The organism is Caballeronia sp. GAWG1-1 (genome assembly GCF_023631465.1).
In the GTDB taxonomy this organism is placed as follows: domain Bacteria; phylum Pseudomonadota; class Gammaproteobacteria; order Burkholderiales; family Burkholderiaceae; genus Caballeronia.
On record NZ_JALQDB010000002.1, the window covers coordinates 112,400 to 134,900 of the forward strand.

Sequence of the window (22,501 nt, forward strand, 5' to 3'; positions counted from 1 at the left end):
CCGTGTCAATTACATCTTCTTGTCGCGAACTTGCTGAACGAGAAAGTCCATCACGTCGGTCGTGCCTTGCAGACTGTTGGTCGCGGCCGGACCCGTGACGTACTTGCCCTGCACGATGACGGTAGGCACGCCGTCGATCTTGTAGTCCTGCAGCAACTTGGCGTCGCGCTTGATGTCGCTTTGCGTCGAGAACGAGTTATACGCGTCCATGTACTTCTTCTTGTCGATGCCCTGCGTCGCAAGGAAGGTCGCCTGCGCCTCGGGCGTCAGCAGATAGTTCTTCTTCACGTGGATCTCGTTGAACACGGCCGGCGTGACCTTCTCCGCGACGCCCAGCGCGACGAGCGCGTGATACATCTTCGAGTGCGGGATGAAGTCGTCGCGGAAGGCAACCGGCACGCGCTTGAACACCACGTCCGGTCCTTGCTTCTTTTCCCACGTCTCGATGTACGGCTCGAATTCGTTGCAATGCGGGCAGCCGTACCAGAAGAATTCGATGACTTCGACCTTGCCCGCGGGCGCGCCGACCGGTTGAGGCGCCGAAAGCACCGTATAGTCCTTGCCCGAAACGGGCGCCGCCGATGCGACATTGGCCGCACTCAGCGAAAGAGCCGCGATGCCGAAAGAAAGAGCGAGGGCGCTAAGCAGTTTTTTCATGATTTGAGAGGAAGCACAGAAGGTCCATAAGTGGGACATACGACGCTTAAGCCGAGCTTAAAGTCGGCCCGCATCGCGTTGGTTACGACGCGGGCCACGCCCGTCATTGTTTCGAGAACCGGATGACGGCGGTATCGACGCCTGCATCGGACAGACGCTGGCGTGCCGTGTTCATGTCCTCGAACTTCGCGAACGGGCCGACGCGCACGCGATAGTACGTCACGCCGCCCGCGTCGCGCTGCGTCACCTTCGATTCGAAACCCTGGAAGCCGAGCCGCGCGCGCTGCTGTTCCGCGTCGGCCTGAGTCTTGTACGCGCCGACCTGCAGGAAGTAACCCGTGTTGACGTCGCCAGGAGCGGGCGGCGTGGTCTTGGCCGTGCCCGTCGTCGAGCTCGGCTTGGGCGTGGCGGCGGCGGAACTCGTCGCGTTGTCGGGCGTCTTCGGATTCGCGGCGTTGCCGTTCCTCGGCGTGGACGCGGCCGAACCGGAAGGCGGCACTTCGACGATCTGCGGTTCGTCCAGAATGCCCGACGATTGCGTCTGATTGGTGCTCTGGCCCGGCGCGGTATTGGGCGGCGTGGGTTGCGCGGCTTGCGGCACGGCCTGCCCAGGCGTCTTGCCTTGCAGCGGACGGTTCGGATCGTAAGGCTGCGCGGCGGGCGCGGAATTGGTGTCGGAGGGCGGCGGCGCAACCTTCGCCACGAACGGCGTTGGCGCGCGGGTGATATATAGCGCGACGATCACGGCGATCGCGAGCCCGACGATCAGGCCCAGCACGATGCCGAGAAAAGTACCCCCGGTTTGCTTCGACTGCGACTGCTTCGACGTGCGACGTGGTTTTGCCATCGTATGAATCACCTGCAAAAAGTCTTCGAGTTGGCCGACGATTATAACGGTGGCTTAAAGCCAAGTCCGCGCCAGGCAGCCGTCCGCGCGCGTCGAAAGTCGTGTTTTCGGCGCGACGGACGTCTTCTGACCATTACATCTTTTCGGGAGCCGACACGCCGATGGTCGCGAGACCGTTGGCGAGCACCTGACGCGTTGCGGCAAGCAGCGCGATGCGCGCGTCGCGTTCCTTTTGTTCGTCCACGAGCACGCGCTCCGCATTGTAGAACGAGTGAAATTCGCCAGCGAGGTCGCGCAAATAGAAAGCGACGGCATGCGGCGCCAGTTCTTCGGCGGCGTGCGCGAGCATTTCCGGATACTCGGCAAGCTTGTTGAGCAACGCCATGGCGCGCGGACTCGACAGCGGCTCGAGATCGGCGTGCGCGGCTTGAGCCAGATCGCCGCCGTAGCGCTCCTTCCAGTCGTTGAGAATCGTGCTGATACGCGCGTGGGCGTACTGCACGTAATAGACCGGATTTTCGTCGTTCTGCTTGAGCGCGAGGTCGATATCGAAGACGAATTCGGTATCTGCCTTGCGCGAAATGAGGAAGAAGCGCACGGCGTCGCGGCCGCGGCGGATGGTGTCTTCGTCCAGTTGATCGGGCGCGGCTTCGTTGCCGGGCGTCATGCCGCCCGACCATTCGATCAGATCGCGCACGGTCACGTAGCTTCCGGCGCGCTTGCTGATCTTGACTTCCTGCCCGTCGCGCATGACGGTGACCATCTTGTGCAGCACGTAGTCGGGGTAGCCTTTCGGAATACCGATGCCGAGCCCTTGCAGCCCCGCGCGAACCCGCGCGATGGTGCCGTGGTGGTCCGAGCCCTGCACGTTGATGACCTTGGTGAAGCCGCGCTGCCACTTGGCGACGTGATACGCCACGTCCGGCACGAAGTAGGTGTAGGTGCCGTCGGTCTTGCGCATGACGCGGTCTTTGTCGTCGCCGTCGTCGGTGGTGCGCAGCCACAATGCGCCCTCTTGCTCATAGGTCTTGCCGGCAGCCACGAGCGCCTCGACGGTCTGCTCGACGCGTCCTTCCTTGTACAGCGACGACTCCAGATAGAACTGATCGAACTTCACGCCGAACGCGGTCAGATCCATGTCCTGTTCGTGACGCAGATAAGCGACCGCGAAGCTGCGGATGGCTTCGAGATTCTCGACATCGCCCACGCCCTTGACCGGCTCGCCATCTTTCGCCGCAACGGTTGCGCCCGCCAGGTAATCACGCGCGATATCGGCAATGTATTCGCCGTTGTACGCCGCTTCCGGCCACTCGGCGTCGCCTGGCTTGAAGCCGCGCGCACGCGCTTGCGTCGAGATGGCGAGGTTGCCAATCTGCACGCCCGCGTCGTTGTAATAGAACTCGCGATGCACCGCGTAACCTTGCGTGCCGAGCAGGTTCGAGAGCGCGTCGCCGAGCGCGGCCTGACGTCCATGACCGACGTGCAGCGGTCCGGTCGGGTTCGCGGAGACGAATTCGATCAACACTTGCTTGCCTGCATCGCGCCGCGAGTCGCCGTATGCGGCGCCTTCGGACAGCACGGCCGGGATCACGGCTTGCTTCGCCGTTGCCGCGAGTCGCAGATTGATGAAGCCCGGACCCGCGACTTCCGCGCCTTCCACGAGCCCCTTGGCTGCTGCGTTGCCGAGTAGCGCATCGACGATTTGTTGCGCAAGCTGACGCGGATTGGCGCGCAGTGGCTTGGCGAGTTGCATCGCCACGTTCGAGGCGACATCGCCATGCGCCGCGACCTTCGGTCGTTCGAGCACGATGGTCGGCGCGACGAAGGCCGCTTCAGTCGCGCCCTGCGTGGCTTGCGCGACCTGCTTGACCGCGTCGGTGAGGAGCGTTTCTAGGGTTTCTTTGTGTGCGGGCAGCATGCTGAAAATGATCCAGTGGAGCGAGTCCGATGTGGTGTGGCGTAGGCGAGGGCGGTGCGCGCGGATGCGCGACGCGATGCTGGTCCGGCCGTAAGAGGCCTCGACAGGCCGCGGGAATCAAACTACGCGTAAAGCGGGATTTTAGCAGGTGCTAATATGTCGAATCAGGGTGCATACCGGGCAGTCGGCGCGACTCGCGGCAATATCGTGCAGCTTCCAAAGCTGCATATCAACATAAAGAAAAGGACCTAACCATGCTGATCACTTTCAAAACCAGCGCGGCTCCGGACGTCATGATGCTGCAAAACCTCGCCGAGTATCTGCTTGGCATCATTGGTAAACAGCTGAACGAACGGGGCGTCATCACTCACGACGAACTGCCTGCGGCTATCGAAAAACTCGAAGCCGCCGTGTCGACGGACAAGAAAGAGCGCGCCGAGCACGACGGCCACTTCCACGAAGGCGAGGACGGTCACGAACCGCACGAGATTCCCATCGGGCTTGCGCAACGCGCTTATCCGTTTCTCGACATGCTGCGTCTTGCGCAGAAAGAGCATACGGACATTCTCTGGGGCGTCTGAACGTTCGTTTGCATTGGCGAATAAAAAAACCCGCATCGGCGACGATGCGGGTTTTTACTTTGCAGCGGACATAACGTCAGACGGCTGAGTCGCGATGCTTCCGCTTACTGCGACTGACCGCCTTCCGCCGGAGCAGGTTTGGCGGACGCTCTCGGCTTCTTGGGCTTCTTCGGCTTCTTCTTGTGCTCGGTAACGGGCGGCGAGTACGAAGACGCCGTGGTGGTGCTGGCCTGCGCGAACGCAGCCGAACTCGATGCTGCAAGTACGGCTGCCGCAAGCGCTACGGTTACGGCGGACGTCATCTTCTTCATGCGACTTTCTCCGTGACGAAAAGAAATGCGTGGCCGTCGTGGTGACGACCTATCGCGGCTACAAGTCTACGGAAATCAAAATTTTCCCGCCGATAGCGTGCATTTTTTTCGTTATCACAGATTGCATATGTTGTTTTGCAGCATTAGCGCTGCGACGCGAGGGCGCGTTCCGCATCCGCGTTCGAGATCGCCATGCGTTCGGCGAAACTCGCAAGTTGGTCGTCGCCGATCTTGCCCACCGAAAAATATGTGCTCTCCGGGTGCGCGAGATAGAAACCCGACACGCTCGCGGCCGGCAACATGGCAAGCGACTCCGTCACGCTCATGCCGATTTCGCCTGCCTGAAGTACTTCGAACATATCGCGCTTGACGAGGTGATCCGGGCACGCCGGATAACCCGGCGCCGGGCGAATGCCGGCGTATTTTTCCGCGATGAGCGATTCGTTGTCCAGCGTTTCGTTTGCCGCATAGCCCCACAGATCGCGACGCACGCGCGCGTGCAGTGCTTCGGCGAATGCTTCGGCGAAACGGTCGGCCAGCGCCTTCAGCATGATTGCGCTGTAGTCGTCGTGATCGGCTTCGAACTGCTTTTCCTTCTTGTCGACGCCAAGGCCCGCCGTCACCGCGAACATGCCGATGTAGTCCGCCACGCCGGAATCTTTCGGCGCGATGAAGTCGGCAAGCGAGCGATTTGGCCGCTGCACGCCATCGACAATCGGACGCACGCTTTGTTGACGCAGATTGCGCCATGTCATTGCGACTTGCGAGCGTGAGTCGTCCGTGTAGATTTCGATGTCGTCGTCGTTCACGGTGTTCGCGGGCAGCAGCATGACCACGCCGTTCGCCTGAAGCCAGCGGCCCTGGATGATGCGCGAGAGCATGGACTTGCCGTCCGAGAACACGCGCCGCGCCGATTCGCCGACGATTTCATCGTTGAGAATCGCGGGGTAGGGGCCCGCGAGATCCCATGTCTGAAAGAACGGCGCCCAGTCGATATAAGTCGCCAACTCGGCTAGATCGTAATTCTTGAACACGCGCCGCCCGATGAAGCCCGGCTTCTTCGGCCGATACGCGCTCCAGTCGATCTTCGTTTTGTTGGCCCGCGCCTGGTCGTAAGTGACCATGGGCAGCGCCTTCTTGTTCGCGTGTTGCGTGCGGATGCGGTCGTAGTCGGTCTTCAGGTCGTCGAGATACTTCGCCGCACCCTCGTCCGACAGCAGGCTCGACGCCACCGAGACCGAACGCGACGCATCCGGCACATACACCACCGGCCCTTCGTAATGCGGCGCGATCTTCACGGCGGTGTGCACGCGCGAAGTCGTCGCGCCGCCGATCAGAAGCGGCGTCTGCTTGCCACGGAAGTAGTCGTCGCGCTGCATTTCGGACGCGACGTACGCCATCTCCTCGAGACTCGGCGTAATGAGTCCCGAGAGCCCGATGATATCCGCGCCTTCTTCCTTCGCCTTTTGCAGGATGGTCGCGCAGGGCACCATCACGCCCATGTTGACCACTTCGAAGTTGTTGCACTGGAGCACGACCGAGACGATGTTCTTGCCGATGTCGTGCACGTCGCCCTTCACGGTCGCGATGACGATCTTGCCCTTCGGGCGCACGTCGGCGCCTGCATCGGCGAGACGCTTCTTTTCTTCTTCGATGAACGGAATGAGATGCGCAACCGCCTGCTTCATCACGCGTGCGGACTTGACCACTTGCGGCAGGAACATCTTGCCCGCGCCGAACAGGTCGCCGACGACATTCATGCCGTCCATGAGCGGCCCTTCGATCACGTTGATCGGCCGGCCGCCTGCCTTCTCGATCTTCGCGCGCACTTCTTCCGTATCTTCGACGATGAAGTTCGTGATGCCGTGCACGAGCGCATGCGACAGACGCGCCTCGACCGGCTGATTACGCCATTCGAGGTTCTCCTCCTTTTTTGCCGCGCCGGTCTTGAACTTGTCGGCGACTTCGAGCAGACGGTCGGTGCCGTCGTCGCGACGATTGAGCACGACGTCTTCCACGCGTTCGCGCAACTCGGCGTCGAGATCGGCATAAACGCCGAGCTGGCCCGCGTTGACGATGCCCATGTCCATGCCCGCCTGAATGGCGTGGTAGAGGAACACGGTATGGATGGCTTCGCGCACGGGGTCGTTGCCGCGAAACGAGAACGACACGTTCGACACGCCGCCGCTCACCTTGGCGTGCGGCAGATTTTGTTTGATCCAGCGCGTGGCGTTGATGAAATCGACCGCGTAGTTGTTGTGCTCTTCGATGCCCGTCGCGATAGCGAAGATGTTCGGATCGAAGATGATGTCCTCGGGCTCGAAGCCCACTTCGTTCACGAGGATGTCGTAGGAGCGCTTGCAGATTTGCGTCTTGCGCTCGAAGGTATCGGCTTGCCCTTGCTCGTCGAAGGCCATGACCACGGATGCCGCGCCGTAGCGACGGATCAGGTTCGCGTGATGACGGAACGCGTCCTCGCCTTCCTTGAGCGAGATCGAGTTGACGATAGCCTTGCCTTGCACGCATTTGAGACCGGCTTCGATCACCTCGAACTTCGACGAGTCGATCATGATCGGCACACGCGCGATATCCGGCTCAGAGGCGATCAGATTCAGAAAGCGCACCATGGCGGCTTTCGAATCGAGCATGGCCTCGTCCATGTTGATGTCGATGACCTGCGCGCCGTTCTCGACCTGCTGACGCGCGACGGCGAGCGCTTCATCGAACTGGCCGTTCAGGATCATGCGCGCGAACGCCTTCGAGCCGGTCACGTTCGTGCGCTCGCCGACGTTGATGAAGAGCGAGCTGTCGGTGACGTTGAATGGCTCGAGGCCGGAAAGGCGCATGGTGTGGTCGGTCATGGTGTCTTTTATCTTGTCGTCGGTCGATGTCGGTATCGTCGTCAAGCAGCGTCGCGATACTGCGAAGGAAACGCGCGCGGCTTCACCTCGGCAAGCGCCTTCGCGATCTCCGCAATGTGCTCCGGCGTCGTCCCGCAGCAACCGCCCGCAAGGTTCACGAGCCCCGCCTGCGCAAACTCCTTCAGCAAGCCCGAGGTCACATCCGGTGTCTCGTCGAAGCCCGTATCGCTCATCGGATTCGGCAGGCCCGCGTTCGGATAGCACGAAACGTAGGTATCGCAGAGCTTCGCCAATTCGGCGATATACGGACGCATCAGCGCCGCGCCCAGTGCGCAGTTGAGGCCGAAAGTCAGCGGCTTCGCATGACGCAGCGAGTTCCAGAACGCTTCGACCGTCTGTCCCGACAAGATGCGGCCCGACGCATCCGTTACCGTGCCCGAGATCATGATCGGCAGGAGTTCGCCCGTGTCCTCGAACAGCTCGTCGAGCGCGAAAAGCGCGGCTTTCGCGTTCAAGGTGTCGAAGATGGTCTCGACAAGGAACAGATCGCAGCCCGCGTCGAGCAACGCCTTCGCCTGATCGTAATAAGCCTCGCGCAATTCGTCGAAGGTCACGTTGCGCGCGCCGGGATCGTTCACGTCGGGCGAGATGCTTGCGGTCTTGGGCGTCGGTCCGATCGCGCCAGCCACGAAGCGCGGCTTGTCGGGCGTGGAGAAGGCATCGCAGGCGGCACGCGCGAGCTTCGCCGACTCGACGTTCATCTCGATAGCCAGGTCTTCCATGCCGTAGTCGGCCTGCGCCACGCGTGTCGCGCCAAACGTATTCGTCTCGATGATGTCCGCGCCCGCCGCCAGATACTTGTCGTGAATCTCGCGGATGATCTGCGGCTGCGTGATCGAAAGCAGTTCGTTGTTGCCTTTGATGTCGCGTGCGTAGTCCTTGAAGCGCTCGCCACGGTACGCGGTTTCGTCGAGCTTGTAGCGCTGGATCATCGTGCCCATCGCGCCATCCAGGATGAGGATGCGTTTCTGCAAGAGCGCGGGGAGCGCGGCGCCGCGCGTGTAGACGCGCGAAGGAGCTTTGGATGTGGCGTTCTGGTTCATGACGGACGGGCCCTGCACCAATGTGAAATAGTCTGCATTGTAGCCGCAGCGCGGCTCGATCGCCGTGTGCGGGAGCGCTCGCGGACATGGCGCCGATGCAAAAAAAAACCCCGTCTGGTTGCCCGGACGGGGTCTTTCGTGTCGCATGCTGCCGTGATCACCGCTGCTGGAGCGGGCGCGACGCGGCACTCAACCGCGCGCGCAGTCGAGTTTCAGTGGAGCACCACCGGCTGATTCATCAAGATATCGAACTGACCGAGGAATTCATCGACGTCTTCGAGCGACGGTTCTTCTTCGATCAGTTTCTGCACGTGCTCGCGAAACTTGGCGGCAAGCGCACCGTCGATGAAGATTTCCCGCTGCGTATTTTTGTCGACGATCTCATAGCCGCCCGACATCATCGCGAGATGATTGTCCTGCGGCGGGAACTCGACGACGCAATAGTTAGGGCTGTTGTAGATCATTTGCATGGCGACACTCCTTATTCCTGTTGCTCCTGGCAATCCTGCACCGTAATTGGAGCGCTCGGGTGGGAATTCAAGGGGTGGCCTCGACGTGATGCCGGTTTATCGAGGCTTTCTTGTGAAGCTTTTGACGCGAAAAGCTTATGACGCGGACGTGCGCAAGACGTCATTCAACAATGCGCAAAACCGTTGCGACTCCTCGACCGGGCTTAGGTGCGCTGCGTTGAGTAGTTCGAATCGCGCGCCTGGTACGGTATCGGCAATCACCTGAGATGCAGCATGTGGCGTGCCACTGTCGTGCTCGCCGGCAATTACCAGCGTGGGTTTGTCGATGGCTGCAAGCTTGTCCCGGACGTTGAAACGGCTGATTGCTTCAGCCGCGCGGGCGAAACCTTCGACGGGCGTTTGCGCAATCGTTTCGCCAATTTGCTCGACCACTTCCGGATGCGCCTTGCGAAATTGCGGCGTCAGCCAGCGTTCGAGCGTTGCATCCACCATACTCGCTACGCCGTTTTCGCGCACGGAAGCTGCCCGTTGACGAAAGGTAGGCTGCGCTTCTTCTGGAATAAACGCCGGCGCACCGACGACCGTCAGCGAATCCACTTTATCCGCATGGTTGATCGCAAACGTCTGCGCGACCATGCCGCCAATGGATAAGCCCACAAGGTGCGTGGTCTTTGCGCCGAGCTTGTCGAGCAATTCGGCCAGGTCATCGGCGAGGTCCCTGATACTGAACGCGTCCTGCGATACCGCAGTCCTTCCATGTCCGCGCAGGTCATAACGCAACACGTTGTAGCCATGACGGAAGTATCCCGCCATCTGGTCCCACACCGAGAGATCGCCTCCAAGTTGGTGGATGAAGGTGAGCGTCGGGCCGCCGCCTTCGTTGTCGAGAACATACCGTGTGTCGATGCCATTGATCGTCAACTGCATATCGGCTCCGTGGAGAATGCGGTTTGCGCTGCTGTCTCCGTTTTTCGTGCGCACAGCGGTGTCAGTTCGAGGTCCGGGCCACTGCATTGCCGTGACGCGGATTCTTCATACGCATCCGGCATGCCTGAATCGTCGTCTTAGCGCGCATCGGGAGCTATTTCCAATTTATCCGCCCATAGCATTTCGATCTGCATGCCATTCGGTTCGGTTTGCAGGATACGCACAGGCAGCCAGCCGAGCGCGGGCGCGAGCCAGATGTCGAGCTTGCGTTTGTCCCCTTCGCGGCGCGGCAGGCGCGTGAAGTGGCGCGCCGTGGTGAATCCGCCGCGCGACTGCACGTTTTCGTCGCCGACGGTTTCGAGTGCCCAGACTTCGTTGCTGTCGTTATCGGCGACGCTGAACTGGCGCGTCACGCCAGGCTTGTATTGATCGGGCGATCCGCGCACCAGACTGGACAATTGCATGACCACGCTGAAGCGGTCCTGCGCACCATCGGCGAGCGGCTGGCTATTGGGCGTACGCGTATAGACGATCTGTCTGGTCTCGCGATTGAACACGGCGATATCGGCGGCGCGGCGGCCGCGTTGTTCGGAATACTGGTCCGGCGCGATGCCGAAGGTATCGATGTGACCTTTGCTCGAATAGACGTATGGACCGACGAAGGGCAGCGGAATGGAAACGACCATCTCGTAATGCTGTCCAACGTTCGTCCAGTGAATGGTGCCGGTCTGATTCATGACGCCGTTCACGAGCGTGTCGTAACGAAGCTCGCCGGATGGCGGCACGCTGAATTTGTCGCCGGATGCGACGACTGGCTGCGATGCAGGCACGGCAGCTTGCGCGGATGCAGAAGCGGCAGAAGCGGCAGAAGCGGCTGCAATCGCGGCGGCTTGTGCTTGGGCGGCGTCGTCATCGGCAACGACTGGGGTGACAGGCGGCGCGGGTGTTGTTGAAGGTGTGGGAGTTGGCGCCGGTGCGGCTGGTTTCGGCTGGGGTGTGGGCTTCGGTGGTTCGACAGCCTTCGTCGGTGCAGGGCTGACGGGCGTCTGTGCAGGCGTGGGAGGCTGTGGCGCAGGCGGCGCAACCGGTTTCTGTGTCAACAGTTCGACCTGCACGGGTGGGTTTTCCGGCGGCGGATTAACCGGCCGTTGCGCACGGCCAACCCAGCGCATCGCGCCCAAGTGCAGACACACGACGATCAGAATGACCAGCGCCCAGCGGCCCCAGCGGCGCGGGGGGTTTTCGGCATCGGATGGCTCGCCGGATGCGAAAGCAGTACTTCGACGGCGAAACGGGAAAAGTGGCATTGAACGAAGCGACGGAAAGGCGCGTGTTACGGAACACGAGGAACGTTTTCGACACATTTGAACGAAACGATGTTCCTTGAATGCGCCTCGCACGCGAAGCTTTTACAAAACGCGTCAAAGCGAGCGCTCGTCTTCCGCATAACCCAGCTCATACGACAAACCGCGCGCGCATTCACGCAGCGCGGAATCGATTTCACCGCCCCAGCGCGTGTCGAACGCGCCTTCGTGACCCAGTGCGATCAAACCCAGTGCGAGTTCGCCCGTCGAATCGAAAACCGGCGTGCAGAATGCATGAATCGATGGCAACAGCATGCCTTCCACGCGCGCCGCGCCATGTTCGCGCACACCGGCGAGAAGCGGCTCGACATCCGCGAGCGTTTTCTTCGTGGTGGCGAGTTCACGCGCGAGCATCGCCTGCGTCTTGCTGCGCGGCAGGTAAGCCGCGAACAGCAGACCAGTTGCCGACGAAAGCAGCGGCATGACGTCGCCGAGCTTGAGCGATGCCTTCGCCGGATAGCTCGATTCCATCCAGTGCACGACGGTCGGCCCCTGATTGCCCCACACGGCGATGCCGACCGTCTGATCCAGCCTGTCGCGCAATTGCGCAAGCGCCAGACGCGCGAGCTTCACGCCATCGACGCGTGCAAGGCGTGCCAGTCCCATCTGCAAGGCGAAGCCGCCGAGCTCGTAGCGCCCCGACAAAGGATCTTGCGATGCCAGCCCAAGCCGCACGAAGCTCACCAGATAGCGATGCGCCTTCGCCGGGCTCATGCCGGCCCGCTGCGCAAGATCGCGCAACATCATGGCACGCGGTTCGTTGGTGAGCACGTCGAGCAGACGAAAGCCGACTTCGATCGATTGGATGCCCGAGCGGGTTTTTTCTGAAGCGGTGTCGACGAGGTCTTCGTCCTGGGATTCATCCATCTGGAGCGCGTAAAAGGGCTTATGCCGAATGGCCGACTCATCGACCGGCGATTCACCATCGTAAAATAGATTTTCCTTAACGTCATCACGGCTTACCCTTCGCTCTATGAAACTCGCCACGCTGAAAGACGGCACGCGCGACGGCCAACTCGTCGTCGTCTCGCGCGACTTGCGCACCGCGGCCATCGCCGATGGAATCGTCTCGACGCTGCAACGCGCGCTCGACGACTGGGCCTTCTATGCGCCGCAACTCATGGACGTCTACGAAGCGCTGAATCAATCGCGCGCACGCAATAGCTTCACGTTCGATCCCAAAGCCTGCATGGCGCCGCTGCCGCGCGCCTTCCAGTGGGCGGACGGCTCGGCCTACGTGAATCACGTCGAACTCGTGCGGCGCGCGCGCGGCGCGGAAATGCCGCCCGAGTTCTGGACCGATCCGTTGATGTATCAGGGCGGTAGCGACGATTTCATCGGGCCGACGGACGATATCGTGTGCGCCTCCGAATCGTTCGGCATCGACTTCGAAGCGGAAGTGGCGGTCATCACGTCGGATGTCCCTATGGCGCCCACGCCCGATGAAGCGTTGAAGAGCGTGCGCTTGCTGATGCTCGTCAACGATGTGTCGTTGCGCAATCTGATTCCGCCCGAACTGGCGAAAGGCTTCGGCTTCTTTCAGAGCAAGCCCGCGAGCGCGTTCGCGCCCGTGGCCGTCACGCCCGACGAACTCGGCGACGCCTGGAGCGAAGGCCGCGTGCATCGCCCGATGATCGTGCACTGGAACGGCAAGAAGGTCGGTCAGCCGGAGTGCGGCGTCGACATGGTCTTCCACTTCGGCCAGTTGATCGCGCACGCGGCAAAGACGCGCAACCTGCGCGCGGGGTCCATCGTCGGCTCGGGCACCATCTCCAACAAGGACGCGCAGCGCGGCTACTGCTGTATCGCGGAGAAGCGCTGCCTCGAAGTCATCGAGCACGGCGCGGCAGAGACGGAGTTCATGAAGTTCGGCGACAGCGTGAAGATCGAGATGTTCGACGAGCGCGGCAAGTCCATTTTCGGCGCGATCGATCAGGCCGTGACGCAACTGGAGCACTAAGGCACCGAGCGCGCGGCGGGGTTTAGCCCGATGCGTCGCGAGTCTTTGCCGTCTTACACTTGCCGGGCGCTGCGGCGTGAATGAAGTTCGAACTAAAGCGCGAATAAAACAACAAGGAGACGTTCCATGCGCAAAGGCAAGTGGAGGATGGCGGCGGCGCTGGCATTCGCCTCGGTGTTCATGACGACTGGGGCCATCGCGCAGACGCCGCACGTGAAGATCGGTCTCGTGCTCTCGCTGACGGGGCCGGCTGCATCGCTCGGCATTCCGGCTCGGGAAACCGTCGCGCTTCTGCCCAAGGAAATGGGCGGCCGAGCGGTCGACTACATCGTGCTCGACGACGCGTCCGACACCACGCAAGCGGTGCAGACCACGAAGAAGCTAATCAGCGAAGAACAAGTCGACGCGATCATCGGTTCGTCGATCACGCCGAACTCGCTCGCCATGATCGATGTCGTGTCGCAAGGTCAGACGCCGATGATCTCGCTCGCTTCATCGGCGAAGATCATCGAGCCCGTGGACGACAAGCGGCGCTGGGTCTTCAAGACGCCGCAGACCGACGCGATGATGGCATCGGCCATTGCGGAACACGCGAGCAATCACGGCGTGAAGACGATTGCGTTCATCGGCCAGGCAGACGCGCTCGGCGAAACCTTCTACGCGGAAGTCGCGAAGTTCGCGCAGATCCACAAGATCGAAGTCGTGGCCAACGAGCGGTTCAATCGCACCGACCCGAGCGTGACCGGCCAGATTCTCAAGATTCTTGCGGCGAAGCCTGATGCCGTGGTCGTCGGCGCGGCCGGCACGCCTGCCGCCTTGCCACCCAAGACGCTCGCGCAGCGCGGCTTCAAGGGCAAGGTCTATCACAACCACGGCGTGGGTAATCGCGATTTCCTGCGCGTGTGTGGCACGGACTGCAACGGCACCTTTCTGCCTGCGAGCCCGGTGCTCGTCGCCGCCCAGTTGCCCGACGATCATCCGGCGAAGCGCCTCGCGCTCGACTACATCAAACTGTACGAAACGAAGCAGGGCGCGGGCTCGGTCTCCGCGTTCGGCTCGTATGCGTGGGATGCGGGCATGCTGCTCGATCGCGCCGTGCCCATCGCGTTGAAAGCGGGCGCGCCCGGCACGCCCGCGTTTCGCGCCGCGCTGCGCGACGCGCTCGAAAGCACGAAGCAGTTCGCCGATACCAACGGGCAGGTCAACATGACGCCCAACGATCACATCGGTCTCGATCAACGCGCGCGCGTGATGGTCGAGATTCGCGACGGCAAATGGATCTATCAGCCGCGCTGAACGCAACCTGACATCGACATGACCGACCTTGCCCTGTACTCGAATTACCGCTCGCTCGAACTGCGCAGCCATGCGGATGGCGTGCTCGAAGTCGTGATGCCCGGCGCGGGCGCGAACAAAAGCGGCCTCTCTACCGCCGATGCCAACATGCATCGCGAACTCGCGGAAATCTGGCGCGATATCGACCGCGATCCCGACACGCGCGTCGCGCTGATTCGCGGCGAAGGCAAGGGCTTTTCGGCGGGCGGCGATCTCGGGCTCGTCGAGGAAATGGCCAACGACTTCGACGTGCGCGCCCGCGTGTGGCGCGAGGCGCGCGATCTCGTGTACAACGTGATCAACTGCAGCAAGCCTATCGTTTCCGCCATGCATGGTCCGGCCGTCGGCGCGGGACTCGTCGCGGGTTTGCTCGCGGATATTTCGATCGCATCGAAGACGGCGCGCATCATCGACGGCCATACGCGCCTGGGCGTTGCAGCGGGCGATCACGCGGCCATCGTCTGGCCGCTGCTGTGCGGCATGGCCAAGGCCAAGTACTATCTGTTGCTATGCGAGCCGGTGAGCGGCGAGGAAGCGGAACGCATCGGGCTCGTGTCGCTCGCGGTCGAGGAAAGCGACTTGATGCCGAAGGCGCTCGAAGTTGCGAACCGACTCGCGCATGGCTCGCAGACCGCGATCCGCTGGACCAAGTACGCGCTGAACAACTGGCTGCGCTCGGCGGGACCCACATTCGATACGTCCCTCGCGCTCGAATTCATGGGTTTTGCAGGACCAGACGTGCACGAAGGCATGCGCTCGTTGCGAGAGCGTCGCGCGCCGGACTTCCCCGGCGGCGCGCCGTTCTGAATCGGGGCACCCGAACACCTTGCTGAGGAGAGAACAATGACCGACAACGCCGGCGGCAACTCGCCATTCACGATGCCCGGTTTTCCCGGATTCGGCCAGGCCGACATGATGGGCAAGATGTGGGAGCTGATGCGCCTGAATCCGTTCGCCGCCGCGATGCAGGGCGGCGGTCAGGGCATGGGTCCGTCGCTTTCGGCGATGTCCGACATGATGGCGCCGCTCACCAACATCGAGGAACTCGACAAGCGCGTGACCGACATGCGCGCGGTCGAGCAGTGGCTGAAGCTCAACCTCAGCATGCTGCAATCGGCGATTCAGGCGCTAGAAGTGCAGCGGGCGACACTCGCCACGTTGCGTGCGTTCGGCGCGTACGCGCAGACGTCGATGGAAGGCAAGCAAGCGCCTGCCGAGAAGCCGAAGTCTGCAGCCGGCTGGCCGATGACCGGCGCGGCGAAGGAAACGCCTCCGCCACAAACGGCCGCGCAACCGGCGGCGTCGAGCGAGGAGTCGGAAGAAGCCAATGCGGATGCCGCGCTGCCGCCCGGGTTCGACCCGAGCGGCTGGTGGAACGTGCTGCAATCGCAGTTCAACCAACTGGCGCATCTCGCCATGATGCAGCCCGGCATGACGGGCGCGCCGGGTGTACAGCCGGAATCCGGTGACGCCGCGGCGTCCTCGACATCCGACTCCGATAACGGCGACAAGGCGTCCGATACCGCCGCGAAGAAAGCGCCCGCAAGGAAAGCCGCGCCGCGTAAGAAAGCAGAGTAGTCGAGCTAGCCGCCGGGGGCACACACATTCCTCCGGCTTATTTTTGCTTTCGGGCAAGTTCCTCGTATGCTCTGCCCGATTCCACTTTTAACGCTCGGCGTGCGTCCAAACGCCAACTCACTCCGTATATCCAATAGCGCAACAGTCCGCCCGGACGTATCGCGGGCGGTTCGTTGTATGGCAATCGTTCGTTCCCCGCAATCGCGACGCCGCTGATCGGACTAGTTTTTGTCTATGATTGGATGGTTGTTCGGAAGGTTTTGTCCAACCGCGTTGCCGGGAACGCCTTGTGCGAGGGTACGTGTGTTCGCTTTCAATCCGAATTGTCCATGACAAATCAATCTGAGCAAGAATTCGAACGGGTGCCCGACGGGACGGCGTCATCCGAAAGATCGTCCTACAGCCATTCGGCTGAATTCGCGGTATCTGGCGTTGGTATTGGTGCAATCGCGCAGGAAATAGGTCTGACAAAAGACACCTTGCGCGTTTGGGAGCGCCGCTACGGCTTTCCGCAACCCATGCGTTCAGCCGGTGGCGAACGCCTGTATCCGCAAGAGCAGGTATCCAAGCTGCGGCTTGTCAAACGTCTGCTGGATGCGGGGCATCGGCCGAGCAAGGTTCTCGTGCAACCAGTCGAAGCACTGCAGGAACTGGCGCAGTCGTCGGGTGTGGGACAGGATGCGCCGGACGTCGAACTCGATCACATGGTTTCGCTGCTGCGCTCGGGCGCCTACGACGAGTTCCGCTTTCTGCTCCTGAAGCGCGCGACCCGCGACGGTTTGGAACGTTTCGTCGTGGACGTGGCGGCGCCGCTCGCGGCTCGCGTCGGCAATGCGTGGGCGGCGGGTACGCTGCAGGTGTATCACGAGCACCTCTTCAGCGAAGCGATTCAAAGCACTCTGCGCTCCCTGATTCGACCGCTCTCCGATGCGCTGCGCGGACGTGGCGGACGCCCGCGCGTGCTGCTCACCACTTTGTCGGGCGAAGGTCACGGGCTTGGCATTCTGATGGCGGAGGCCATGTTTACTCTGTCTGAATGCGACTGCATGCAGCTCGGCCTGCAGACACCGCTCACCGATATCGTCGAAGCGGTGAAGATGCATGACATCGATATCGTGGCGCTGTCGTTTTCGGCCGTGCTTCCGGCGCAGTCCATCGCCAATGGCGTAACGGACCTGCGCAACATGCTTCCACCAAACGTGCGCATTTGGGTCGGCGGTAGCAGTCCTGCATTGCGTCGCAAGTTTCAGGAAGGCGTCGACCACCTCCCTGGACTTGGACCTATCGACGAAACAGTGGCCGAGTGGCGTCAATCCGCCGTGCTATGATCGGCGAACGCCGCTGACGCAGGGCTCGGCGCAATTGCGGCGAGCCTCGACCATGTCACATGACAGTCGGCAGCGGCAGGCATCATCTGCGGAACAACGCCTCGGGCAGCACACGCGCCTGCCGATCGAACATACCTCAGGCACAGGACTCGCTCCTCACCCACGGTAGAAAAGACGCTGACAACGCAACATTGCACGTAAGTGCAGTGTTTACGCGGAGCGCAAGGCGTACCGCGCGCCATTATCTGGCGCTTCATTGTCGGTTTTCGTCTTTGGCCGTCGCAATCCCGCGTAAAATTGAAAGCTTGGCTGCTTGCGTGCAGCAATTCGCGCCGCACGCTCGTGCCGAAGATCTTAGATATAACGTCGCATAAGTGGCATCAGGGGTGGACAATGAACACCATGCTTTATCCGGAACTGTACAAATCGCTGGAATCCGTCCGTTGGGACATGGAGAAGGACATTCCATGGGACAAGTTCGACGCGTCTCTGCTCACCGACGAGCAGGCCAAGACGATCAAGATGAACGCGATCACCGAATGGTCCGCTCTTCCTGCAACCGAGATGTTCCTGCGTGACAATCACAACGACAGTGACTTCTCGGCTTTCATCAGCGTGTGGTTTTTCGAAGAACAGAAGCACTCGCTCGTCCTGATGGAATATCTGCGGCGCTTTAAACCCGAGTTCGTGCCGAGCGAAGAAGAACTGCACGAAGTGCGCTTCGAATTCGATCCCGCGCCGCCGCTCGAAACGCTCATGCTGCATTTCTGCGGCGAGATTCGCCTGAATCACTGGTATCGCCGTGCGGCCGAATGGCATACCGAGCCTGTCATCAAGCATATCTACGAAACCATTTCGCGCGACGAAGCGCGTCACGGTGGCGCGTATCTTCGCTACATGAAGAAGGCGCTCGTGCAAGCGGGCGACACTGCGCGCGCCGCCTTCGCCAAGATTGGCGTGTTAATGGCGTCGGCGCGTCGCACGGAAAAGCCGCTGCATCCCACGAATCTGCATGTGAATCAGGCGCTATTTCCGCGTGATACGGTGCAGTCGCGTCTGCCGGACCCCGAATGGCTCGAGCGCTGGCTCGACGACCAGATCCGCTTTGACGACAGCTGGGAAAAGAAGGTCGTGGAGCGCATACTGCACAACCTCTCGATTCTTTTCGAGCGCTCGTTCGTGACCGCGCAGGAGTTGAACCGCTATCGCAAGGAAGTGGTGCAGCGTCTGCAAGCGGCATCGGGCGGTGCGGCGGAACAGCCTGCCTGAGTTCTGGCTGGCGTCGGTCGCAATGGGTGAAACGGCTCGCCGGAGCAATCCGGCGGGCCGTTTTGCTTATGACCTCTGGAGGACGTTCGGAGGAACGTACTCGCGTGGCACAATCGCGCTTCGAGTTCTACTGCACTGAGCGCCGCCATGCCCGCCACTTTCGAACGCAAGATCACCACGCGCGATGCGCTCGCCGCGCTTCGCTTAACCCTCGCCGGACCGGTTGTTTTCACCAACGGCGTCTTCGACATTCTTCATCGCGGTCACGTCAGTTATCTCGCGGATGCGAAAGCGCTTGGCGCGACGCTCATCGTCGGCGTGAACAGCGATGCCTCCGTGCGCACGCTCGGCAAGGGCGACGATCGGCCGATCAATCGCGAAGACGATCGCATGGCGTTGCTGGCGGCGCTCGAGAGCGTGGACTGGGTGGTGAAGTTCGAAGAGACGACGCCGCTGCAACTCATCGATGCAGTGCATCCCGATGTGCTCGTGAAGGGCGGCGATTACGACATGGACAAGCTCGCGGAATCGGCGCTCGTGCGAGGTTGGGGCGGCACGGCGCTGGCCATTCCGTTCGAGCATGACCGGTCGACGACTGCGTTGCTCAGGAAGGTTCGCGCGCAGGGTTGAGGTGTTCACCGGGCATAGGCGCAAGGCAAGGGAATCGCCCGTCAAGGCTGCGCGCATTCATTCGCCAAGGCACACATAAGGGTTTGCACGCCGAGCAGTACATGCACTCGACGCCGAATTGCACACCGACAAACACGAGGACACCGCCGGCGCAGATGCGAGCCCACGCATTGAATCACCGGCCGACTATCAGGCTGGGCCGCACGGTGAGGCGTTCACGAACAGCGACGAACTCACACGTTATGTGCACTCACCGACCAAGTGAGCGCACCTGAATTCGCGGCAGGCGCGGGATCGAAAACGAAGCGCGCGCCGTACGCAGTCACTGGCCAAGCGGCCGCTCCTGCACATTTGCAGCAGGCGCGGGCGCGCCGACTTGCGGCTGATCCGCCGCCTCTTCGGGATGCAGCGCCCGCGTCACCAGCGTTTCCGGATGCACCTGTTCCAGCAGATGATGCGGCTCGCGCGCGCCGGCCGCGGGTAGCGGTCCGAAAGTGCTGCGCACGATCGCGAACATCAGCAGATTGGCCAGAATGAGTAGGGCGATCAGCCAGCGCAGCATGCTTGGGCTCCGTCAATCAATCAGAGAGTTTGCGAGATATCGGCGCAGTCGCGTCGCGCGCGATGAGCGCCAGGCCGGACAGCACGAGTGAATCATGGCGAGTATGCGGCACGGACAGCGCGCCCGCGATTTCATTCGCAGCGCCGCCGCCCAGCACGAGACGCACTTCGGCTTGCCATTGCGCGCGCAGATCGTGCCACGCGCGCTCGATGAGACTCGCTTGCGCGAGCAGGCAGCCGGCGGAAAGCGCGGCGGCGGTATCGGTGGCGAAGCGACTCGCGGTTCGGTCGAGCGCGGCGCGTGCCGATGCGGCATCGAGCGTCGGCAACTGCGCCGTGTTGCTGCCGAGCGATTGCATCATCAACGACCAGCCCGGCGCGATCAGGCCGCCGATGAACGTGCCATCCGCGCGTAAGGCTTCGAGCGTCGTCGCCGTGCCTAAGGTGGCAATCAGCAGATGTTCGCCCGGAAACGCTGCCCTCGCGCCGATCATGCCTGACCAGCGGTCGCTGCCGAGGCGTTCCGGTGCCGTGTAGCCATTGACGACGCCGCATTGCCGCGCTTTCGCCCGGACGACCGTTCGCCGCAGATTGGGCCAGCGTGCATCCAGCATACGTTCGATGCGCGCTTGCACTGATGGACCTGCCACGTTGGAAATCCACACGCTCGATGGCGTGGGTAACGCGGACCAGGCGGCTTCGGTCGATGGCGTCGCTGTTGCTGTTGCTTCGGACGTTATGGACGCGTCATCGCCGTTGGATGCTTTATTCGAGTGCGTGTGCGCCGACGAATCGCGTGCCTCGAATGCGTCATGAAGCGGCTTCGGCGCCGGGTCAGCTTGCACGGTCGCTTGTGCGAACGCGAAGCCGCGTGCATCGGCCGCGTCATGAGGCGACTTCGGCATTAAGTCACTTTGCGCGGGCGTTTGCGAGAGCGCGGAGCCGCGTGCATCGAGCGCACCATGAAGCGGCTTCACGACGTCGCCAAGACCCGTCTCATCACGCTCATGCTCGAACGCCCCGTTCGCCATCCACTCGCCGCGCGAATCCACGAGCGCCCATTTGATCCGGCTATTGCCCGCGTCGATCAGCAAACACGGCGCCTCGCTCACGGACGCTCCTTCGCCAGGCGCAAACTCAGTTCGCCCGTTGCGACGACGCGCGGTCCTTCGGGCGCGTCGATCAGCAGATGGCCTCCGTCATCCACACCCGCCGCAATGCCACGCGTCACTTCCAGACCCTGATCGATCAACACGACTTCGCGCCCGGCGTAGGCATGCGCGTCCATCCAGCGCTGCCGAAACGGGCGGAAGCCTTCGGCTTCGAAGCGCGGCAGCGCGGCGTCGAGCGCGTTCAATAGCGCAGCGAGCGTCTCGGTAAGGTTCGCATCCGGCCAGGCGCGCGCAAGCGCGGCCGGGGACGCGCCCGGCGCGGCGACGTTTGCTTGGCGGTGCACGTCGTCGACCTGAGCGGCGAGCCGTTCGACGCCATGCAAGTTGATGCCGATGCCGATCACCACCGCGGTCGCTTGCGGCGTGCTCCATGCCGTTTCGATGAGGATGCCCGCGAGCTTGCCGTCGTCGAGCAGAACGTCGTTGGGCCACTTGAGCGCCGGACGCGCGGACGGCGTGAGCGGTAGGCGCGCGAGCGCGTCGAGCACGGCGGTGCCGATGGCGAGACTTAGACCCGAAAGGCCCTCGATGGGCCGCTTCAGCACATAACCGACCGACATCAGAAGCGCGTTGCCCGGCTCCGCGAGCCACGCGCGGCCACGTCTTCCGCGTCCCGCTGTCTGCAAATAAGCGATGCGCGCAAGCGGCGCGCTCGCTTCCTCGTGCGATTTGTCGCGCGGCTGGGCGCGAAATTTCGCGAGCAGGTCGGCATTCGTGGAGCCCGTTTCATCGACGATTTCGATGGTCCACTCGCGGGCAGGCCGCTCGGCCAGCGTCGCGAGCCGGTTACGGTCGATGCGCCACGGCGCGTCCGGGGCGAAGGAAGAGGGTGGGTTCATGGCGGGTATTGTAGCGGCGTGCCGGCGCTCGTTACATACGACGCGCGCGCCCGGACAGCGAATATTCGGGCGCGCGAAAAGCAGAAATCACAGCCTATGATTCGTAGGCGCTGCAGTTTTCTCGCGGCCTCGGAAACCGTCAGCTATCGTTGTCTCTCGGATAACGGCGCCGCGCATGAAGCACGTTAATAACCGTAATTCGATCCGTGACGCGATATATCACGAGATAGTTCGGATGAACGACGAGCTCGCGGGTATTTGGCACGCGTCCGCGTCGATAAACGTAGGGATTGTCAGGCAAAGTTGCCACAGCATTCATCACGAGCTCGAAAAGCTTTTCGGCTGCCTGCGGATCGCGTTCTTCGATGTACTCGTAGATCTCCGTGAGCCGCCTGATTGCACGCGGTCGCCACTCAACGATCATTGCGTGTCTTTCGTTTCGCTGAAATCAGTGCCTCCATGTCCGCCAACACCCGGTCGTGCGGAATGGACGGTCGCGGGTCTTCCAGCGAAGCATCGATTTCCGCTCGAAACCACTTGTCATAGGCTTCGGCTTCTTCGACGGTATCGAATTCGTGAATCAGGGGGTCGAGGTCTTTAGCCATTTCGCATTCAAGTTGACTGGTCAAACGATGATATCGCAAGGGGGCACACGCGTCACAGGTCTGCCGAACGGCCAACATAGCGGATACAGCCATCCCACAACCCCCGCGCCATAACAGCGCCGCCTCATTAACCTTCGTTACAATGTCCTCTCCCCTTCACGCCGCGTTCTGACGCGCATCGCTCC

23 protein-coding genes and 1 pseudogene are annotated in these 22,501 nt (G+C 61.9%); 8 read left to right on the top strand and 16 right to left on the bottom strand.

The window, feature by feature from the left end; all coding sequences use genetic code 11:
• Positions 1-9 precede the first annotated feature (9 nt).
• The 3 genes from NCT03_RS00890 to argS form a co-directional block, all read right to left on the bottom strand.
• Positions 10-657 carry a thiol:disulfide interchange protein DsbA/DsbL gene (locus NCT03_RS00890; protein ID WP_244826825.1) on the bottom strand — a complete coding sequence of 216 codons (648 nt, stop codon included), beginning with the start codon at positions 655-657 and terminating at the stop codon, positions 10-12.
• 103 nt (positions 658-760) lie between these two features.
• Positions 761-1,504: an SPOR domain-containing protein gene (locus NCT03_RS00895; RefSeq protein ID WP_250491692.1), complete on the bottom strand. Its 744-nt coding sequence runs from the start codon at positions 1,502-1,504 to the stop codon at positions 761-763.
• 133 nt (positions 1,505-1,637) lie between these two features.
• Entirely contained in the window at positions 1,638-3,422 is a 1,785-nt protein-coding gene (gene argS, locus NCT03_RS00900) for an arginine--tRNA ligase (protein WP_250491693.1), read from the bottom strand.
• Between the two features lie 254 nt (positions 3,423-3,676).
• Between argS and NCT03_RS00905 the strand changes: the two genes are divergently transcribed.
• Entirely contained in the window at positions 3,677-4,003 is a 327-nt protein-coding gene (locus NCT03_RS00905; protein WP_244826828.1) for a DUF1840 domain-containing protein, read from the top strand.
• Between the two features lie 104 nt (positions 4,004-4,107).
• Here NCT03_RS00905 and NCT03_RS00910 read toward each other — a convergent pair whose 3' ends face one another.
• From NCT03_RS00910 to NCT03_RS00940, 7 genes are all read right to left on the bottom strand, one after another.
• Positions 4,108-4,314, bottom strand: a complete 207-nt coding sequence (locus NCT03_RS00910; RefSeq protein ID WP_250462726.1) for a hypothetical protein — start codon at positions 4,312-4,314, stop codon at positions 4,108-4,110.
• Between the two features lie 143 nt (positions 4,315-4,457).
• Positions 4,458-7,175: a methionine synthase gene (metH, locus tag NCT03_RS00915; RefSeq protein ID WP_250491776.1), complete on the bottom strand. Its 2,718-nt coding sequence runs from the start codon at positions 7,173-7,175 to the stop codon at positions 4,458-4,460.
• A gap of 41 nt (positions 7,176-7,216) precedes the next feature.
• On the bottom strand, positions 7,217-8,278 hold the full coding sequence (locus NCT03_RS00920; protein WP_250491694.1) for a homocysteine S-methyltransferase family protein: 1,062 nt from the start codon (positions 8,276-8,278) through the stop codon (positions 7,217-7,219).
• 212 nt (positions 8,279-8,490) lie between these two features.
• Positions 8,491-8,748, bottom strand: coding sequence for a BTH_I0359 family protein (locus NCT03_RS00925; protein ID WP_244826831.1), 258 nt, complete (start codon positions 8,746-8,748; stop codon positions 8,491-8,493).
• A gap of 135 nt (positions 8,749-8,883) precedes the next feature.
• Positions 8,884-9,675 carry an alpha/beta fold hydrolase gene (locus NCT03_RS00930; RefSeq protein WP_250491695.1) on the bottom strand — a complete coding sequence of 264 codons (792 nt, stop codon included), beginning with the start codon at positions 9,673-9,675 and terminating at the stop codon, positions 8,884-8,886.
• A gap of 137 nt (positions 9,676-9,812) precedes the next feature.
• Entirely contained in the window at positions 9,813-10,982 is a 1,170-nt protein-coding gene (locus NCT03_RS00935; protein ID WP_250491696.1) for a DUF3108 domain-containing protein, read from the bottom strand.
• A gap of 114 nt (positions 10,983-11,096) precedes the next feature.
• Positions 11,097-11,906, bottom strand: coding sequence for an IclR family transcriptional regulator (locus tag NCT03_RS00940; protein WP_250491697.1), 810 nt, complete (start codon positions 11,904-11,906; stop codon positions 11,097-11,099).
• A 106-nt stretch (positions 11,907-12,012) separates the two neighbouring features.
• Here NCT03_RS00940 and NCT03_RS00945 point away from each other — a divergent pair, with 106 nt between their 5' ends.
• From NCT03_RS00945 to rfaE2, 7 genes are all read left to right on the top strand, one after another.
• Entirely contained in the window at positions 12,013-12,999 is a 987-nt protein-coding gene (locus NCT03_RS00945) for a fumarylacetoacetate hydrolase family protein (RefSeq protein WP_250491698.1), read from the top strand.
• Between the two features lie 126 nt (positions 13,000-13,125).
• Positions 13,126-14,295: an ABC transporter substrate-binding protein gene (locus NCT03_RS00950; RefSeq protein ID WP_502800333.1), complete on the top strand. Its 1,170-nt coding sequence runs from the start codon at positions 13,126-13,128 to the stop codon at positions 14,293-14,295.
• 18 nt (positions 14,296-14,313) lie between these two features.
• Entirely contained in the window at positions 14,314-15,141 is an 828-nt protein-coding gene (locus tag NCT03_RS00955; RefSeq protein WP_250491699.1) for an enoyl-CoA hydratase/isomerase family protein, read from the top strand.
• A 36-nt stretch (positions 15,142-15,177) separates the two neighbouring features.
• Positions 15,178-15,912 (top strand): PhaM family polyhydroxyalkanoate granule multifunctional regulatory protein, encoded by a 735-nt coding sequence (locus tag NCT03_RS00960; protein WP_250491700.1) that lies wholly within the window; start codon positions 15,178-15,180, stop codon positions 15,910-15,912.
• A 329-nt stretch (positions 15,913-16,241) separates the two neighbouring features.
• On the top strand, positions 16,242-17,240 hold the full coding sequence (locus NCT03_RS00965) for a MerR family transcriptional regulator (RefSeq protein WP_250491701.1): 999 nt from the start codon (positions 16,242-16,244) through the stop codon (positions 17,238-17,240).
• Between the two features lie 393 nt (positions 17,241-17,633).
• Entirely contained in the window at positions 17,634-18,509 is an 876-nt protein-coding gene (locus NCT03_RS00970) for a ferritin family protein (protein ID WP_244826839.1), read from the top strand.
• Between the two features lie 147 nt (positions 18,510-18,656).
• Positions 18,657-19,139, top strand: coding sequence for a D-glycero-beta-D-manno-heptose 1-phosphate adenylyltransferase (gene rfaE2 / locus NCT03_RS00975; protein WP_250491702.1), 483 nt, complete (start codon positions 18,657-18,659; stop codon positions 19,137-19,139).
• 322 nt (positions 19,140-19,461) lie between these two features.
• Here rfaE2 and NCT03_RS00980 read toward each other — a convergent pair whose 3' ends face one another.
• The 6 genes and pseudogenes from NCT03_RS00980 to relB all read right to left on the bottom strand — a co-directional run bounded on the left by NCT03_RS00980 (position 19,462) and on the right by relB (position 22,316).
• Complete coding sequence (locus tag NCT03_RS00980) at positions 19,462-19,701, bottom strand: hypothetical protein (RefSeq protein WP_244826841.1); 240 nt, start codon at positions 19,699-19,701, stop codon at positions 19,462-19,464.
• Positions 19,702-19,717: 16 nt separating this feature from the next.
• Positions 19,718-20,545, bottom strand: a complete 828-nt coding sequence (locus NCT03_RS00985; RefSeq protein WP_502800336.1) for a type III pantothenate kinase — start codon at positions 20,543-20,545, stop codon at positions 19,718-19,720.
• A 162-nt stretch (positions 20,546-20,707) separates the two neighbouring features.
• Positions 20,708-20,812: pseudogene (locus NCT03_RS00990) on the bottom strand (type III pantothenate kinase); the annotation flags it as partial.
• Positions 20,809-21,711, bottom strand: coding sequence for a biotin--[acetyl-CoA-carboxylase] ligase (locus NCT03_RS00995; protein ID WP_250491703.1), 903 nt, complete (start codon positions 21,709-21,711; stop codon positions 20,809-20,811). The gene NCT03_RS00995 and the pseudogene NCT03_RS00990, both read right to left, overlap by 4 nt.
• 139 nt (positions 21,712-21,850) lie before the next feature.
• Positions 21,851-22,135: a type II toxin-antitoxin system RelE/ParE family toxin gene (locus tag NCT03_RS01000; protein WP_250491704.1), complete on the bottom strand. Its 285-nt coding sequence runs from the start codon at positions 22,133-22,135 to the stop codon at positions 21,851-21,853.
• On the bottom strand, positions 22,125-22,316 hold the full coding sequence (gene relB, locus NCT03_RS01005) for a type II toxin-antitoxin system RelB family antitoxin (protein ID WP_250491705.1): 192 nt from the start codon (positions 22,314-22,316) through the stop codon (positions 22,125-22,127). The genes NCT03_RS01000 and relB overlap by 11 nt, the downstream gene beginning before the upstream one ends.
• Positions 22,317-22,501 lie beyond the last annotated feature (185 nt).